The organism is Cutibacterium modestum (assembly GCF_008326345.1).
Taxonomy (GTDB): Bacteria; Actinomycetota; Actinomycetes; order Propionibacteriales; family Propionibacteriaceae; genus Cutibacterium; species Cutibacterium modestum.
Genome location: NZ_BJEN01000003.1, coordinates 58,969 through 74,980 on the forward strand (window position 1 = coordinate 58,969; position 16,012 = coordinate 74,980).

Annotated in this window: 11 protein-coding genes and 3 pseudogenes; 9 read left to right on the plus strand and 5 right to left on the minus strand. The window is 57.9% G+C overall.

Going from position 1 to position 16,012, the window contains the following annotated elements; genetic code table 11:
- Nucleotides 1–13 precede the first annotated feature (13 nt).
- From F1563_RS08440 to F1563_RS08470, 7 genes and pseudogenes are all read left to right on the plus strand, one after another.
- A complete protein-coding gene (locus F1563_RS08440) occupies nucleotides 14–1,162 on the plus strand; it encodes an acyl-CoA dehydrogenase family protein (RefSeq protein ID WP_172623675.1) in 1,149 nt (382 codons plus the stop codon).
- 37 nt (nucleotides 1,163–1,199) lie between these two features.
- The gene (locus F1563_RS08445; protein ID WP_172623676.1) at nucleotides 1,200–2,345 is read left to right on the plus strand and encodes a CaiB/BaiF CoA transferase family protein; all 1,146 of its coding nucleotides are present in this window, start codon (nucleotides 1,200–1,202) and stop codon (nucleotides 2,343–2,345) included.
- A gap of 129 nt (nucleotides 2,346–2,474) precedes the next feature.
- Nucleotides 2,475–3,235: pseudogene (locus tag F1563_RS08450) on the plus strand (electron transfer flavoprotein subunit beta/FixA family protein).
- 78 nt (nucleotides 3,236–3,313) lie between these two features.
- On the plus strand, nucleotides 3,314–4,144 hold the full coding sequence (locus tag F1563_RS08455) for an electron transfer flavoprotein subunit alpha/FixB family protein (protein WP_172623677.1): 831 nt from the start codon (nucleotides 3,314–3,316) through the stop codon (nucleotides 4,142–4,144).
- Nucleotides 4,144–5,517 (plus strand): FAD-dependent oxidoreductase, encoded by a 1,374-nt coding sequence (locus tag F1563_RS08460; protein WP_002528242.1) that lies wholly within the window; start codon nucleotides 4,144–4,146, stop codon nucleotides 5,515–5,517. Before F1563_RS08455 ends, F1563_RS08460 begins: the two co-directional genes overlap by 1 nt.
- A complete protein-coding gene (locus F1563_RS08465) occupies nucleotides 5,514–5,819 on the plus strand; it encodes a ferredoxin family protein (protein ID WP_002533827.1) in 306 nt (101 codons plus the stop codon). Before F1563_RS08460 ends, F1563_RS08465 begins: the two co-directional genes overlap by 4 nt.
- 58 nt (nucleotides 5,820–5,877) lie before the next feature.
- The gene (locus tag F1563_RS08470; protein WP_007434214.1) at nucleotides 5,878–7,350 is read left to right on the plus strand and encodes a purine-cytosine permease family protein; all 1,473 of its coding nucleotides are present in this window, start codon (nucleotides 5,878–5,880) and stop codon (nucleotides 7,348–7,350) included.
- A gap of 155 nt (nucleotides 7,351–7,505) precedes the next feature.
- Here F1563_RS08470 and F1563_RS08475 read toward each other — a convergent pair whose 3' ends face one another.
- Together F1563_RS08475 and F1563_RS08480 are read right to left on the minus strand one after the other, a co-directional pair.
- Nucleotides 7,506–8,264: an HAD family hydrolase gene (locus tag F1563_RS08475; RefSeq protein ID WP_002528239.1), complete on the minus strand. Its 759-nt coding sequence runs from the start codon at nucleotides 8,262–8,264 to the stop codon at nucleotides 7,506–7,508.
- 73 nt (nucleotides 8,265–8,337) lie between these two features.
- On the minus strand, nucleotides 8,338–8,904 hold the full coding sequence (locus F1563_RS08480) for a WhiB family transcriptional regulator (RefSeq protein ID WP_002528238.1): 567 nt from the start codon (nucleotides 8,902–8,904) through the stop codon (nucleotides 8,338–8,340).
- Between the two features lie 365 nt (nucleotides 8,905–9,269).
- On the opposite strand from F1563_RS08480, the pseudogene F1563_RS08485 reads away from it, so the two are divergent.
- A pseudogene (locus F1563_RS08485) lies at nucleotides 9,270–11,424 on the plus strand (cation:proton antiporter).
- A gap of 45 nt (nucleotides 11,425–11,469) precedes the next feature.
- Here the strand turns inward: F1563_RS08485 and F1563_RS08490 are convergent.
- A pseudogene (locus F1563_RS08490) lies at nucleotides 11,470–12,683 on the minus strand (MFS transporter).
- Nucleotides 12,684–12,709: 26 nt separating this feature from the next.
- Between F1563_RS08490 and F1563_RS13640 the strand changes: the two are divergent.
- Nucleotides 12,710–12,880, plus strand: coding sequence for a hypothetical protein (locus F1563_RS13640; protein ID WP_172623657.1), 171 nt, complete (start codon nucleotides 12,710–12,712; stop codon nucleotides 12,878–12,880).
- Nucleotides 12,881–13,325: 445 nt separating this feature from the next.
- Here F1563_RS13640 and argG read toward each other — a convergent pair whose 3' ends face one another.
- The gene (gene argG / locus F1563_RS08505) at nucleotides 13,326–14,753 is read right to left on the minus strand and encodes an argininosuccinate synthase (protein WP_172623680.1); all 1,428 of its coding nucleotides are present in this window, start codon (nucleotides 14,751–14,753) and stop codon (nucleotides 13,326–13,328) included.
- A gap of 221 nt (nucleotides 14,754–14,974) precedes the next feature.
- Complete coding sequence (locus tag F1563_RS08510; protein ID WP_002528232.1) at nucleotides 14,975–15,973, minus strand: NAD(P)H-quinone oxidoreductase; 999 nt, start codon at nucleotides 15,971–15,973, stop codon at nucleotides 14,975–14,977.
- Nucleotides 15,974–16,012 lie beyond the last annotated feature (39 nt).

A 16,012-nucleotide genomic window follows, 5' to 3' on the forward strand; every position in this document is an offset into this window, starting at 1 on the left:
GATTGGGGTTGCGATGTGTTATCACCTGTCGGATGAGCATGAGATGCTGCGGCAGTTTGTCCGCGAATTCGCTGAGTCAAAGCTTGCGCCCAATGCGGCGGAGGTTGATGAAAAAGGTGTTTTCGCTCAGCAGCAGTACGATTCCCTCGTGGAGGCAGGATTTGCAGCGCCTGGTATTCCGGAGCGATATGGTGGCGACGGTTCGGATGAAATCGCTGCAGCAATAATCATGGAAGAAGTCGCCCGAGTTTGTGCGTCATCGTCCACCGTTATCTCCTCCAATGAGCTTGGCGCCGTTCCCCTTCTCAAATACGGTAGTGAGGAGCAGAGAAGCCGTTACCTTTCCGAGGTTGCATCGGGGAAGGCGCTTTTCGGCTATGCTCTTTCAGAAGCTGATGCAGGGTCGGATCCAGCTGCTCTCAAGTGTCGAGCGGACGAGGATGGTGACAGTTTCGTCCTGAATGGCGTCAAGGCGTGGGTGACGGAGGCTGGAGAGGCCAAGTACTTGGTCGTGTTCGCGGTTACCGACCCAAGTGATTCACGTCACAGGATCAGCGCCTTGATGGTCCACGCCGACGATCCCGGCATCAGTTATGGGGCCCCGGAACACAAGATGGGGATACGGGGGTCGGTTACTAGGGAAGTCATTTTCAAAGATACGCGTATCCCCAAGGAGCGAGTGATTGGCCGCCGTGGTCACGGGTTGAGTGTTGCCCTGGGTACGCTTGACAACTCACGTGTCTCGATCGCAGCGCAGGCAGTGGGGATTGCGCAAGGGGCCTTGGACACTGCCACGGATTACGTTCAGAAGCGTAGGCAATTTGGCCAGCCGCTGTCCAACTTTGAAGGAATTCAATTCATGCTCGCGGACATGGCCATGCGGTTAGAGGCGGCGCGTGCGCTCACGTACTCCGCAGCTGACCGCAGCGGGCGCCAGACCGATGACGTGAGCTATTTCGGTGCGGCAGCCAAATGCTTCGCCTCGGATACGGCGATGTCGGTCTGTACCGACGCAGTCCAACTGCTCGGTGGTATCGGCTATTCGAAGGAGTCCGCAGTTGAGCGGATGTTTCGTGACGCCAAGGTCACACAGATATACGAGGGTACGAATCAGATCCAGCGGATCGTTATCGCGCGCCAACCCTTCGGCAAGTGTCGCTGACGTCATTCGTTTGGAGGGGAAGAAAGGGTATTTGATCGTGTCTAAAGGTGTGCTTGGGGGAGTCAGGGTCCTGGATCTTTCGCGTGTTCTGGCAGGTCCATACTGCGGCGCATTCCTCTCGGATCTGGGTGCAGATGTCGTCAAGGTCGAAGCTCCGATCGGGGATGATGCGCGTCACTTAGGGCCATTCAAAGACGATGAAAGCGTGTATTTTGCCGAGTTGAACCGTGGTAAGCGAAGTATCGTCCTGAACTTCAAGAATCCCGAGGACCACGAACGTTTCATGAAACTTGTCGAACACGCGGACGTGGTGCTAGAGAATTTCCGCCCGGGGGTAACGAAACGTTTGGGAGTGGATGCTCAAAGCGTGCACGAGGTCAACCCGCGGGTGGTATACGCCAGTATTTCGGGGTTCGGCCAGGAAGGGCCGTTTCGAAACCGCCCGGCATATGACCTGATCGTGCAGGCGATGAGCGGGATCATGGCCGCCACGGGCCCGAAGGGAGGACAACCGACACGCGTTGGTGAATCGCTGGGCGATGTCGTTTCGGGCGTTTTCGCCGGATGGGCGATCAGCGCTGCCCTTTACGAGCGCGAGCGTACTGGGACTGGCCGCACTATCGATGTCTCGATGTTTGATTCCCTGATTGCGTTGCAGGTGACCAATCTGAGTCTTCTTCTTGCTGATGGCGAGCTGCCGGGGCGAATCGGCAATCGTCATCCGGTGTCTGTGCCGTTTGACACCTATCCAGCTATGGATGGGCTAGTTGCTTTAGCGGTGGCAAACGATCGAATTTGGGGGCGCTTGGTCGACCTCATGGAGCGACCAGACCTCGGCATTAACGAGGCGTATCTCGGTGACATGAATCGTGCGGACAGAAGAGACGAAATCACGAAACTGGTGTCTGGGTGGACACGGACGATGACTGTCACCGAACTTCTGAGGAAAGCAGAGGAGGCCGGTATACCCGCTGCACCCGTTTGGAACCTCGAAGATGCACTTGAAAGCGAACACGTGGTTGCACGCCACTCACTCGGCCACTTCACTCATCCGGGGCTTGGGAAGATGCCGTACATCCGGTTCCCCGTAGATTTCGGGTCCGGCGAGGCGGAGGTGTCCTCGGCGCCGCCACCGCGTTTGGGGGAACAGACCGCGGAGACCATCGCCGCGGAATGGGGATGACCGAAAGGTGATGGCTGGATGCCGGCGCTGCGTTCGCAAAGTTTGCGGACCTCCGTTTGCTGTCCGGCAATTGATTAATAGTCGAAGTTTCTGAGTCGAAGAGATCAGCTGTTTCAGAAGGGAAAAGCAATGACGATTGCCGTTGCATATAAAGTAGCTGCCAATCCTCAAGATTCACGTGTTGGAGCGGATGGAAAAATAGACTGGTCCCGCGCGAAATTAGGGATCAGTGAGTATGACCCTGCAGCGATTCAAGTGGCTAGGGAGTTGGGTAATGCCTGTGGGGATGAGGTCGTCGGTGTCAGCGTTGGCACGGTCGCCGCGACTGCTGCCAGGGAGAAAAAAGTGTCTTGGCTCGAGGCGTGGACCGAGTCGTGACCTTGGGCGACGATGAGACCAGTGAATGGTCAAGTGTCCAGGTTGCGAGTGCGCTCGCGGCTTTGGCCCAACGTATTGAGGGTGTTGAGCTGGTTGTTGCTGGCGACGCATCCGTCGATGAGGGCGCCCAATTGATGTCTGCGCTTGTTGGGGCTCGTCTCGGATGGCCCACCTTTTTGGAAGTCACACACGTCGAGCCTTGTGACGCAGGCTGGCAAATCACTCAAAACCACGATGGTGGCAGCCGCGTCATTCGTACGGACGGTGCGGCGGTTGTTGCCGTGACGCCGGATGCGACGACTCCGAGAGCGCCTGGGATGAAAGACATCCTCAAGGCGGCGAAGAAGCCAATGGAAGACGTGGAATGCTCCGAGTTGGACATCTCTCGGGCGACCGTGCATGTCGTTTCACGTGGGCCAGCACCGGTAAGGGGGCGGAAACACCGGGTTTTCACGGGGGATGATGCTGCTGGCCAGCTTGTTTCCGCCCTCCGAGATGCGTGTGTCATTTGACGAAAATCATTAAGGTATAAAGGAGCTTTCCAGATGTCGACAAGTTGGATTGTCACCGCGCAGCCAAACATTTCGCAGTTGCTGGCGTTGGCCGAACAAAGAGGCGACAGCGTCGTTGTGGTGGCGGTTGGGGTTACCGCTGAGCATTTTTCGGGTGTCGATCGAGTCGTCGAGGTTGAGGTTCCAGCCTCGGTGCCCGCTGAAGCAGTGGCGGGATCGGCAGCGGAGCAGGTTGCTGCGGAGCCTGGTGATGTGATCTTGTCTGGTACGTCGCCGGTAGACCGCGTCTTGGCTGCAGCGGTAGCCGTCCAGCTTGATGTTCCTATCTTTCGTGGGTTACAAGGACTGGAACCCGACAAGGCCACAGTCTTGCAATTTGGCGGTGTGCTGGAGTTGACGCTTTCGCTTTCCACACCAATGGTTTTCGTCTGTGAACCGGGCGCGCCGACTGAGGGAGTATGTGCCGAGAGCACTCACGTGAACACTACCGTAGATGGAGTCACCGTCGTCTCAGAGGACAAAACTGACGGCCAGACCGTGAACTTGACTGCGTCGAAACGTATCGTGGCCTGCGGCCGTGGTTTCCGTGACAGGACAGACCTTCGGATTGCGCACGACTTCGCCGATCAGATTGGTGCGGATCTAGCTTGCTCGCGGCCGCTGGCAGAGGGGTTGGGCTGGTTTGAGAGAGAACTCTATGTCGGAATCTCAGGGGCACAGGTTTCCCCTGAGCTCTACGCTGCGGTGGGGATTTCCGGTCAGCTGCAGCACGTTGTGGGAATGAATGGCTCGCAGATCGTCGTGGCCATCAATTCCGATCCAGGTGCGCCGATTTTTGAACAGGCTGATTATGGGATCGTTGGGGACCTCTATGAAGTGCTTCCCGAGCTGACGAAGGCGTTGGCGTGATGAATGGGATTGCAGACATACTGCGTGAGTCGAGCCTCAAACCGGCCAAGTCGGTCCCGCAGCCGATGTGGGAGGTCCCAGGCGTCGAGCCTGACTTCGACGTCATCATCATCGGTGGTGGCGTGGCGGGTACTGTTGCGGCGTATCAGCTTTCTAGGGCAGGGCACGACGTGCTTCTCATCGAGCGTGGCCAAGAGCCTGGGAGCAAGAACCTCTCGGGGGGCGTTCTCTATTGCCGAGTTCTTCAAGAAATATTTCCAGACTTTCTGCAGGATGCCCCGGTCGAGCGCAAGATCACACGCAACCAGCTGATGCTCTTGAACGGAGACTCATCTGTCGCCCTTGATTACCGCGACGCACGACTCGCGGACCCGGTCAACGCTGTGACGGTCCTCCGAGCGAAGCTCGATCCGTGGCTGTCGGGGAAATGCGAAGAGGCTGGCGCAACGGTCATGCCGGGCGTCCGTGTTGATTCCTTGATCGAGCGTGACGGGCAGTTCGTCGGGGTCCGATCGGGTGATGAAGAACTGTATTCACGCGTGGTCATTGCTGCCGATGGCGTGAACTCATTCTTGAGTCGTGATGCAGGCCTTCGGGGTCCAGAGCCCAAGGACAACCTCGCGGTGGGCGTGAAGTCAGTGATCGGCCTCGATGCCGGTGTTATCGAGGAGCGGTTTCGAGTCAACGGTGGTGAAGGCGCCGCGTATGCAGTCGTTGGTGATTGCACGAGGGGGGTTGCTGGAGGGGGATTCCTGTACACGAATATAGACAGCGTTTCGGCTGGAGTCGTTCTGCGGTTGGATGATTTGGAAAGGAGCGGTGCTTCGAGTTCACAGCTGCACGATCACTTCTTGACCCACCCGACCATTGCGCCCTTCCTCGCTGGCGGTGAGCTGATGGAGTACGGCTGCCATCTTATTGCCGAAGGCGGGGTGAGAATGCAGCACGACTTGGTTCGACCCGGGCTCCTGGTCATTGGTGACGCCGCCGGCTTCACGTTGAACACTGGATTCACGGTTCGAGGGATGGATCTGGCCACAGGTTCGGCGCTAGCAGCCGCGAAAGTGGTTGATTTGGCCCTACGCAGTCAAGACGTCGGGCGAGGAATCTTGGATGGTTATGTCTCCAACTGTAACGACAGTTTCGTTGGTCGCGATATGAGTACGTACCGGAATGCTCCGATATTCTTGAAATCCCCAGAGATGTACGGAGACATTGGCAGGCTCGCTGCGGATATTTTGTATCGTATTTATGACCTTGACATGACGCCGCGAAAACATCTTCTACCAACGATGCTCTCTGCGATGAAGTCATCGAAGCTGAGTTTTCCTCAGCTCATTTCGATCGGGCTTAGAGCAGTGAGGGCATTATGATGGCGACAGAAGGCGATGGGCTCGGATCCGTGACTGAGCGTCTTGCAAGAAATCATTATGACGTGGACGAGGAGAACTCCCACATCCATATCGACCAAGACATTGCACGAAGAACGGGGACGGGGAAACTTTTGGTGCGGGTGTGCCCGGCACACGTGTACTCAGAGGAGCCGGACGGCACGATTTCCGTGGAGTATGCAGCATGTCTGGAATGTGGCACGTGCCTGGCAGTCGCTGCTCCAGGATCGCTGGAATGGCACTACCCCATAGGTGCGGCGGGAATTTCATTCAGAGAAGGTTGACAGACCTTTCCGGATGGCTGTGGAGCGATATAGACGGCACCCGATGGGAGATATTGCGATGGTTACACAAAAAAGCGGTAGGGATGAAGCCTGTGGGGGGAACTCATCCTCAGTCATGGCGCGGACAACCCGCGGCGTTGAGAAACGAACAATTGACATGGTGCCCGATAGTGAAAGACACGGTACACCGAAGAGCCAGTTCACTTTGTGGTTCGGAGCCAATATGCAGATTACGGCGGTCGTGAATGGTGCGTTGGCGGTGGTTTTCGGAGCCGATGTGGTATGGGCAATCATTGGCCTTTTCATCGGGCAGATCATCGGCGGCGCCATCATGGCGCTCCATTCAGCCCAAGGTCCTGCGCTCGGACTACCTCAGATGATCAGTTCTCGGGCGCAGTTCGGTGTTCATGGAGCCGCGTTGCCACTGCTTCTCTACTTCGGTTTTGCTGCTACAGGGACGGTCTTGGCTGGGCAGGCTGTCAACAATGCGCTTGGCGTTCATTCTAGGTGGATAGGTATCTTAATTTTCGCTGCTCTGACGGCGATTATTGCCATGTTTGGATATGATCTGATCCATAAGCTAGGTAAGGTATCATCGACTATCGGTCTTCTTGGTTTAATTTATGTTGCGATTCGCTTGTTCCAAGTAGGATCGTTTGGGCCGAAGTTGGCCGATTCGCGCTTTTCGATTGTCCCCTTCCTTCTGTCGACCTCCTTGGCTGCTGGATGGCAGCTAACCTATGCGCCATACGCTGGCGACTATTCGAGGTATCTCCCGCGAGATACGAAACTCGGACGTGCTTGGTGGGGCCCGTTTGCGGGATCAGTGCTCGGGGCTACGATTTCCATGACACTCGGTGTGTTCATTGCTGCAGCCGGGGGTGAGACCTTCATCGGCGACCAGGTTGGCTTCATGGGAGACCTTGCCCAAAACCGTGTCCTGGCGATCTTAGTTTTCATTTCTATTGTGATTGGCAAGCTCACCATCAACACCTTAAATGCATATGGCGGTGTCATGGCGTTGTCGACTGGGATTTCGGGTTTTACTGGTAGGAGTAGTGTCTCTTCAAAGGTTCGTTCTGGATTTGTAATTGGCTTCAATGTTGTGGTGGTTTTGACGGCACTCGCGGCATCATCGGACTTCCTGGATGTCTTCAAGTCTTTCATTTTGACTTTGCTGATGTTCTTTTTGCCATGGTCAGCGATCAATCTTTTAAACTATTACATCATAGCCCATCGCCATATCGATATTCCCGCACTGTATACTTCGAAGGGTCGCTATGGAAAACTCCATTGGTCGACGCTGGTTGTCTATCTGCTCGGTGTCGCCGTGCAAATCCCGTTTATGTCCCAAGCGTTCTATGTTGGGCCAGGAGCGCAAGCGATGGACGGTGCAGATATTTCTTGGATCGTCGGCCTTGCCGTTACGGCACTCGTATACTACCCGCTAGGCAGGCGTGCGTTTGACTACCCTGGTCGGATGATTTATCCACCGGGTGTTGTGTTGGATCCCAATATCATTGGTCGGTGAGTAGTAATAGGGTCGAGCAGTGAAGGTCGACTTGGGGTTGCTGTTTCCGCGCGGGCTCGTGGTGCTTTGCATGTTTTGGCACAGTGGGGGCCACCCCAGCGGAGTCCAACTGGCGCCGTCGCGATGGGTCGCCCAAAGTTGCACTGGTGTAAATGTCAGGTAAACCACCGCCCCAACTCAACCGCGGTGCCGCCGTCCTCAAAGCATGGCGCGACATTGTCGGCTGCTGCTTTGACTGAGTCTGGGGCATCTCCGATGGCCACACCGCGTCCAGCCCACTGCAGCATCTCCATGTCGTTGTAGCCGTCACCAATGGCCAGAACGTCTTTCGGGTTGATCCCTTTGAGGCGGCACAGGTCGTCGAGAGCGGAAGCCTTCGTCACGCCCTCAGGGGTGATGTCGAGCCAAGCTGACCAGCCGATGACATAGGAGACGCTGTGCAAGTCGAGGCTGCATGCCAGATCGCGGAAGGAGCCGGCGTAACCGTTCGGATCACGGATGATGACCCGTGGGGCGGGCCGCGATGCCAACTTTTCAATCGTCTCGATGTGGAGCTCGCCCTGCAACTCCCCGACTGGGAAGAGCTGGTTGAGTCGATACCCGACGCCAACGTCTTCGACGGCGATGAGCGCCTGGGGATAGACGTCCATGACGTGGTCAATGATTGGACGCGGGTCAAAGGTGATCTCAGTTTGAACCTTGAGTGGGGACATTGTTGCGGTGACGGCACCATTAGATACCACCGCGTGTCCGCCTTGTAGTCCGAGAGTCTTGTGGATGGGAACCGTACCGAACAACCCTCGCCCGGTCGCCAGGACGACGGGAACGTCAACCTTGGCGACCGCCTCTCGGACTACGTCCGGAAGTTTCCCCTGATGATCCACGAGGGTCCCGTCGATATCGAGGGCCACCATGCGGGGAGTGAATGTCATGTCAGCCAGCTTGCCACCACGGGATGATCAAGCGGTGAATAACACGTGACGTTTTTCAGGCAACCAACCGTGCACGGCTCGGGTGGGGACGGCCAGTTACTGACTCGTAGGCGGCAGCCAGACGAGTCGTTGGGACCTTTGAAGGCGCCTTACGACGTGGAGTCGACGAGGCGTCGCGAGCCCGACGCAGGTGCCGCTTCACGGTGGACAGCGAGCAGCCGAGACGGTCTGCGATGAAACTCAGTGGCTGGTCGGGATGAGCCTGGCGAAGCCTAATGACGTCCTGGGTAACAACCTGGTGGCCGCTAGCGATAACTCCAGCGAAGGACTCCAAATCGTCGGGACGCACCCTGACGCCGAGGTAGGACCGGATGCGGGAACGTTGACGCGGCGTTGTGCCAGCGGCGAATCCAGCGACGTCGTGATCGAGAATGGCGTTTTGGAGGCACTGTTCAAAGAGAGGGCACGTAGAGCAGGCAGCACGAGCGCGGGCCTGCAGAGTGCGTTCCAGGCGCTGTTCGTCAGGTGTAGCGGCAGTGCTGTCACCTTCGAGCAGGGGATGCTGGAACACTGCTCTGAGGTTGGCGCAGGACGGGAGAGTGCGATCGTTCGTCCGGTTCACGATGGCTCCTTTCTAATGGGCCAAGGCGGCGTGTTCGACGTCAACTAGCAGTGATGTTACAAGTGCTTTTCAGAAGTTCATCTGACGTTGACGGTGATCAAATTGGACGTCTAAAAGTGCTTGTCAGGCCGATGTATACGTATTTAGTTCGGGGGTTTTCGTAGCTGAGGCGAATAGGAGGGCTGATTTTCAGAGCAGCTGGATCTGTACTATTGGACAGCGCGCTACGTATCCATTCGACTTTCGTCTATATGCCTACGATGTCCACACCTTCAGTGGATCCCCCCGCTTGTCTCTGCGCGAATCTTGCGTGGGAAAACTGGCGCTATCCCGGTTAGAGTGCCCAGGTGGATGCAGCAACATACATGGCGCTCGTACTGGTACTCGCGGTCGGTGCCCAGTGGCTCGGATGGCGGTTACGCCTGCCCGCGCTGCTGTTCCTCCTCGTGATCGGTTTCGCTCTCGGGCAGTGGGTCACTCCTGATGAGATCTTCGGGAGAAACTTACTATTCGATGGTGTCAACCTCTCAGTGGCGATTATCCTCTTCGAGGGGTCACTTGGACTCAAGCTTCGCGAGGTCCGTGACCTTGGGCGTCCGATATTTCGGTTATGCACCGTTACCGCAGGGTTGGCGTGGGTTCTCATTACCGCCACGGCGATGATGTTGGGATTTGATGGCCGCGTGTCCCTGCTGTTGGGGGCGATCCTCATCGTCACTGGACCAACGGTTATTAACCCTATTTTGCGCCAGTTGCGCCCCACTCGGCGAGTGAGTGCTCTATTGAGATGGGAAGGAATCGTTGTCGATCCACTCGGTGCGATCCTGGCACTGCTGGTGTACCAGGCCATTACGAGCATCGACGGATCCTCCATCGGAAAAGGCGTCTTGGACTTGGGGTTCACTTTGTTGGTCGGACTGCTCTTCGCTGGCCCCATCGGGTGGATTGTCACCGCGATGATGAGACGGCACCTCATCCCGGACTTCCTACAAGGTGTAATTTTCGTCGGGGTCGCCGTTGGAACGTGCGTTGGCGCTAACGTCCTTCGGGAGGAGTCGGGGCTGGTCGCCGTTACGATGCTCGGCATCTACCTGGCCAACCAGCGCAACCTCGAGCTTGAACCTGTGATTGAATTCAAGGAGCACTTGCAGGTGCTCCTCGTTGGCGTGCTGTTCATTATGCTTGCGGGACGCGTGACCCCGTCTCAGATCCTCAACATCCTGCCCACCGGCCTGATTTTCGTTGCGCTGCTTGTGCTCGTCATCCGGCCCGCTTCGGTGCTGTTGGGGTTGGTCGGTACCGAGACGACTCGCCAAGAACGCACTCTAATGTCATTCATGGCTCCGCGAGGAATCGTAGCGGCGTCGGTGGCGTCGATTTTTGCCATGCAGTTCAACGAGTCCGCCAACCACGTGCGGGAGCAGGCGAAGCAGATCGCTGGATCTGATCCTGAGCGTTCCAAGCAGTTGCTCTCCTTTGCTAACCAGATCGCTGGTATGGCTAGCCAGGTCGACCGGCTCGTGCCGTTGGTCTTCCTTGTGATCGTTTGTACTGTCGCCATTTACGGTCTGGGTATCGGAAGGCTCGCCGAGAAACTTGGGCTAGCTTCCACGAGTCCGCGAGGAGTGATGTTCGCGGGCTCGCCTGCCTGGGCCATTGATACCGCCAAGACTTTGCGTGACCTCGATGTGCCGACCCTCATCGTCACCCGACGTGCGTATGACCTGTATGCGGCGCGCAAAGCCGGTCTGAGATGCGAGGCTGCGGACTTCTTATCTGAATACGCGACTGAAGATATGGATCTTGCAGGAATCGCCTCAATGGTGGCGTGTACGCCGGACGATGACACCAACTCAATTGCGTCCGTGCATTATCGGCGTGCGTTGGGACGGGCGAACGTCTTCCAACTAGAACGTATGGATGAAAGAAATGACGGTGACGCCACTACCGGCACCGCGCAGATCCTCAAAGCAAGGACGGCATTTGACCCGCCGGCTTCGCACTCGGCGATGGACAAAATGTGGCGCAATAGCAAACGGGTACGCCGGGTCAAGCTGGACGAGAACCGCAACTGGGAAGGGTTCCGGGCAGTCATGCCGGACGCCGTGGTGATGTTTGTCGTTAAGTCTTCTTCGGTGAACGTTGCCACCAACGAGATGAGCGCTCCCAAAGAGGACGACACCATCATTTACTTGGGTGACGAGTGGAAAGACACTCCGGAGCCCGTTGCTGCTCAGGAGGAAAAGTCGAATCGACAGACGATATCGGTCCCATCGTCGGAAGCGGCGGTGCGAGATCGCATTGACGCCGACCGGAAAGCAGCTGAGGAGAAGGACAAAATGGCCGGTAACGGGGCTGCTAGTGATCCGGTTGGCGCCACGATTGACCATAGTGAAAAGAGCCACAAGTCTGAGCAGGCTGCGGAGACTAGTGAGAAAGGAGCCAGTTCGGTCACAATCCGGTGAGCCGAGCGCGGGGAGGTCGTCGCCAATTTCTGCCGACTCACCGAGCGAGTGGTGAGGGGAGCTTGGGGAAACGCCTCCTGATGCCTTCCTCAATCTCTGCTCAGGCGGGCTGGCGCTTCCGGATCACCCACCCCATCGTCCATATGGTGGCTCCAATAATGGCGCTTGCGATTCCGGCGACGAGAAAACCCCACTGCCAGCCATTGGCGTCCATAACGGCGCCGATGAGCGGGGCTGCCATGGCCGTCCCACCGTTGAGGCATGATCCCTGCCATCCGATGATGGTGCCCCGTGAGTCCGCAGGCACCAGATCCGTCAGTGCATCCACGGAGGACGTAATCGTCGGAGCGCAGAATACCCCGCCCACAAATAACAAGATGGCTGTTGACGCTGGGCCGCTCGATAAGGCTGGTAGGGCGGTCAGTGTGCCCAGGAATACGAGGAGAAGCGCAGTTGACGCACCTCGAGGCAAGGCCCCGTACAACACACCGCCGATGGCTGACCCGAACCCGGATGCGGCTAGCACCCAACCAATCATTTCGGGGTGCCCCATCGACCTCATTGCGGCGACCGTCGTCAACTCAATACCCCCAAGGCAGAACCCGGCGGCAACGACTGCGAAGAGGATCGATGCTGACTGTGGAGACAGCCACGCCATCTTGCGGTTATGAGGCGCTTGGACGACTGACGCAGCTGAGGTTGGGGTTCGGGCAGCAGACGGGACGGGATTGTCCTGGGAAGGCTCTGTCGTCGCGGGGTTGACGACCATCAACCCGGCGGCTCCAATGGCGGCAATGAATCCGCACGCCGTGATGGTGCTCCGGGTTCCGATCGTCGTTGCTGCGATGACGGAAGCGGTCGGGCCGATCATGTAGCAGATCTCCACGCTCACAGAGTCGAGCGACAATGCAGCGCGACGCCGTGATGCGGGCACAGCTGCCATAAGAACCTGACGCGGGATGGTGAAGATCGGGTAATTCCATAGCCCGCCGATTGCGCACAGCACGAGAAGAGGGAAATACCCTAGCCAAGGACAGAGCCCCACGTGATGGTCGTGATGATGAGTGAGGGAAACATCGTGCGTCGCAACCCGTGGCGGTCGACCATACTGCCGCGCCAGGGTCCAGAAATCATGGTCGCTATGGTGACTACAGTCGTTACTACTCCGGCGCGCACGTAATCGAGGTGCAGCGAGCTCACGACATGGACGCTCATGACGATTCCGAGGCTGAAAATCGGAATCCGGATAAAGGCTGACAACAGGAGGGTCGTCCACACCTCCCGAATGGCGATGACATCCCGGTAACCATGCATCTAAGCACTCTATAACGATTCCGCGTATGAGCTCGTCATCTACGTCAGGGGTAGGGCTGCGCAAGCGGTACACAGCCCCCACTCAGCTGCGCTTGTTAGCGCAGCTTTTTGCGAATGGAAAACGAGTTCTCGCTGGTCATGATGAGCGCGATGACAAATTTGATCTGCGTCCTCGTCATGACGATGAAGAGGAATGACGAATCCCACTTGAAATGATCGCCATTACAGTAAGCGAGGCGCTGCTTTTGTCGTCGGATGCGAACGAAGCAATACTGAAACCAGCTCATAAGGCGACAGCGAAAATGGCGAAAAGGATATATTAGGGCCTTTGGGGTCACATAGTATGCCGAAGGGTATGTCAAAAAGGGACCCGAAGAACCCCTTCTGGTCATCGCCGGCTGGATCCTCCCGGCCGGTAGGGATAGCTCGGCTGAAAAGACTGGGAGTACGGTTGCTGGTTCTGCGAGTTATTGCCCTGGTTATCCCAACCGTTGGGAGGCGTCGGGTTATTACGTATGGCAGCGGTGTGTCACTTGATGGTGTGCCTATGGAAGGTGTCGCATTCCTAACAGTGGGAGGTGGTTCACGAGCCCCGTTCGGGCCGCCCAGGTATTCCGGACGACCCGAACGCGAGGTGATCGATCAGTCAACGCCAAATTCCATTGCGGCAGCGTCGAGGGCTTTCTGGCTGTCATCGTCATCGTCGCCGTCGTTGGACGCGATGGCTGCTGCGCCTCCGGCTTCAAGTTGCCCGACAAGGTCTGCGTGGCTGGTGAGCTGGCCTTGCGCCGAGTAGAGCTCGAGCTTCTCGCGAGTATCAGCGATGTCGAGGTTGCGCATGGTGAGCTGGCCGATGCGATCGGTCGGACCGAAGGCGGCTCCCTCGACGCGCTCCATCGACAACTTCTCGGAGTGGTATGAGAAGCTCGGTCCGGTGGTGTCGAGGATGGAGTAGTCCCAGCCACGACGTAGTTTCAGCGTGACCGACCCGGTGATGGCGCTGGCGACCCAGTGTGTCAAGGATTCACGGATCATGAGGGACTGCGGGTCGAGCCAGCGCCCCTCGTAGAGCAGCCGTCCGAGACGACGTCCCTCATTGTGGTAGGTCGCTAGGGTGTCCTCATTGTGGATGGCGTTGACGAGACGTTCGTAGGCGATGTGGAGCAATGCCATACCTGGGGCCTCATAGATGCCGCGGGATTTAGCCTCAATGATGCGGTTTTCAATCTGGTCGCTCATGCCGAGGCCGTGACGACCAGCGATGGCATTGGCCTCTAAAACGAGGGCGACCTTGTCGTCGTATTCCTTGTTGTTGATAGCGACGGGCAAGCCCTGCTCGAAGGAGACGGTCACTTCCTCGGTGTCAATCTTGACGTCTGGGTCCCAGAACTTGACGCCCATGATCGGGTCAACGGACTCGATGGATATGTGTAGGGATTCGAGTTTCTTGGCCTCGTGGGTGGCACCCCAGATATTGGCATCGGTGGAGTAGGCTTTTTCCTTCGAGTCGCGGTAGGGCAGGTTGTGGGTGGTGAGCCAGCCGCTCATCTCGTCACGACCGCCGAGTTCAGCGACGAAGTTCTCGTCGAGCCACGGTTTATAGATGCGCAGCTGTGGGTTGGCGAGTAGGCCGTAGCGGTAGAACCGCTCGATGTCGTTGCCCTTGTAGGTGGAGCCGTCGCCCCAAATGGAGACGCCGTCGGTATGCATGGCGCGCACCAACAGAGTGCCGGTGACAGCGCGGCCGATTGGAGTGGTGTTGAAATAAGGGCGTCCGGCGGAGCGAACGTTGAACGCGCCGCACGCGATAGCGCTCAGGCCCTCCTCGACGAGCGCTGCCTTGCAGTCGACCAGTCGAGAGATCTCGGCGCCGTAGTCAAGGGCGCGTCCCGGCACTGACGCAATGTCGGGTTCGTCGTACTGACCGATGTCGGCAGTGTAGGTGCACGGGACCGCGCCGTTTTCGCGCATCCACGCAACGGCGACGGAGGTGTCGAGACCTCCGGAGAATGCGATGCCGACGCGCTCGCTAACGGGAAGCTGAGTAATGACCTTGGACACGTCGATCAGTTTAGCGCATATATATGCAACCATCCAAATGGATATGCGGTCGGTTGAGGTGGAGGGATGGCTGGGATGCTGAGGTAAGGAATGGCCAGGCGAAACGCAGGTTGTTAGAAGCGGGCCAGAATGCCTAGGGGACTCGGGGATACCAGACGGCCTGCCATGACCTGGGCCGTGGCAGGCCGTCGCCGGCTTTTTTGGGGGGGCAGTTGCTGGTTCTTGGCTGGTCAGAGGGTTAGCGCGACCTTGCCGAGCACCTCTCCGGATTCGAGTCGTTCGTGGGCCTTGCCTGCTTCGGGCATAGGGAAGGACTCGACTGGGGCGGGTTTAACGCTGCCGTTGGCATACAGCGGCCACGCGACCTCACGAACCCGCTGGCAAATCTTGGCCTTTTCGTCGAGGGGCCGCGGGCGCAGGCTAGTAGCGGTGACGAGAGCGCGCTTGCTGAGGAGTTTTCCAATGTTGAGCTCTCCCTTGATGCCGCCCTGCATACCGATGATGTCGAGACGTCCGCCGGTGGCGAGAGCATCGATGTTGAGGCCGAGGTACTTAGCGCCCATGACGTCGAGGATAACGTCGGCGCCACGACCTTCGGTGGCCTCCGTGACGCCGGTGACCCAGTCGTCGTGATAGTCGAGGGCCACGTCGGCGCCCAGACTGCGACAGAACTCCTGTTTCTCGGCGGTGCCACAGGTGGTGATGACCGTGCATCCGAGCGACTTGGCGTATTGGATAGCGAACTGACCGATGCCGCCGGCACCGCCATGCACGAGGAAGGTCTCACCCTTGGCTAGGCCGACGTGATCCATGTTGGAGATGACGGTGGCAGCCACCTCAATGAGGGTCGACGCTGTGACTGGGTCGATGCTCTCGGGGATCGGGAGGAGTTGGCCAGCGGGGACGATGACGTATTCGGCGTAGCCGCCACCGGCGAGTAGAGCAACGACCCTGTCACCCTCAGACCAACTGACGTCCGGACCGATGGCGGAGATGGTGCCGGTGACCTCAAGGCCTATGGTTTCCGAGACGCCCTTCGGCGGCGGGTAAAGGCCCTGGCGCTGCAGCAGGTCACCACGGTTGATACCGGCTGCCGTAACTTTGACGAGGACCTCTCCTGGGCCTGGTTGGGGCGTAGGTACTTCAGTCCATTCGATGCACTCGGGGCCGGGGCGATGACGGCCCTTGGAGTCGGTTTTGTTGGTTGGGCGAACGGTGATTGCATGCATGTATCAAGCCTGCCACGGCGGGTAAGTAGGTTGCCTAGG

Bases quoted from the DNA above. Each gene is read 5' to 3' on its own strand.
- F1563_RS08440 (WP_172623675.1), top strand. From the start codon at position 14: ATGTGTTATCACCTGTCGGATGAGCATGAGATGCTGCGGCAGTTTGTC.
- F1563_RS08460 (WP_002528242.1), top strand. From the start codon at position 4,144: ATGAATGGGATTGCAGACATACTGCGTGAGTCGAGCCTCAAACCGGCC.
- F1563_RS08465 (WP_002533827.1), top strand. From the start codon at position 5,514: ATGATGGCGACAGAAGGCGATGGGCTCGGATCCGTGACTGAGCGTCTT.
- F1563_RS08470 (WP_007434214.1), top strand. From the start codon at position 5,878: ATGGTTACACAAAAAAGCGGTAGGGATGAAGCCTGTGGGGGGAACTCA.
- F1563_RS08475 (WP_002528239.1), bottom strand. From the start codon at position 8,264: ATGGTGGCCCTCGATATCGACGGGACCCTCGTGGATCATCAGGGGAAA.
- F1563_RS13640 (WP_172623657.1), top strand. From the start codon at position 12,710: ATGAGCTCGTCATCTACGTCAGGGGTAGGGCTGCGCAAGCGGTACACA.
- F1563_RS08510 (WP_002528232.1), bottom strand. From the start codon at position 15,973: ATGCATGCAATCACCGTTCGCCCAACCAACAAAACCGACTCCAAGGGC.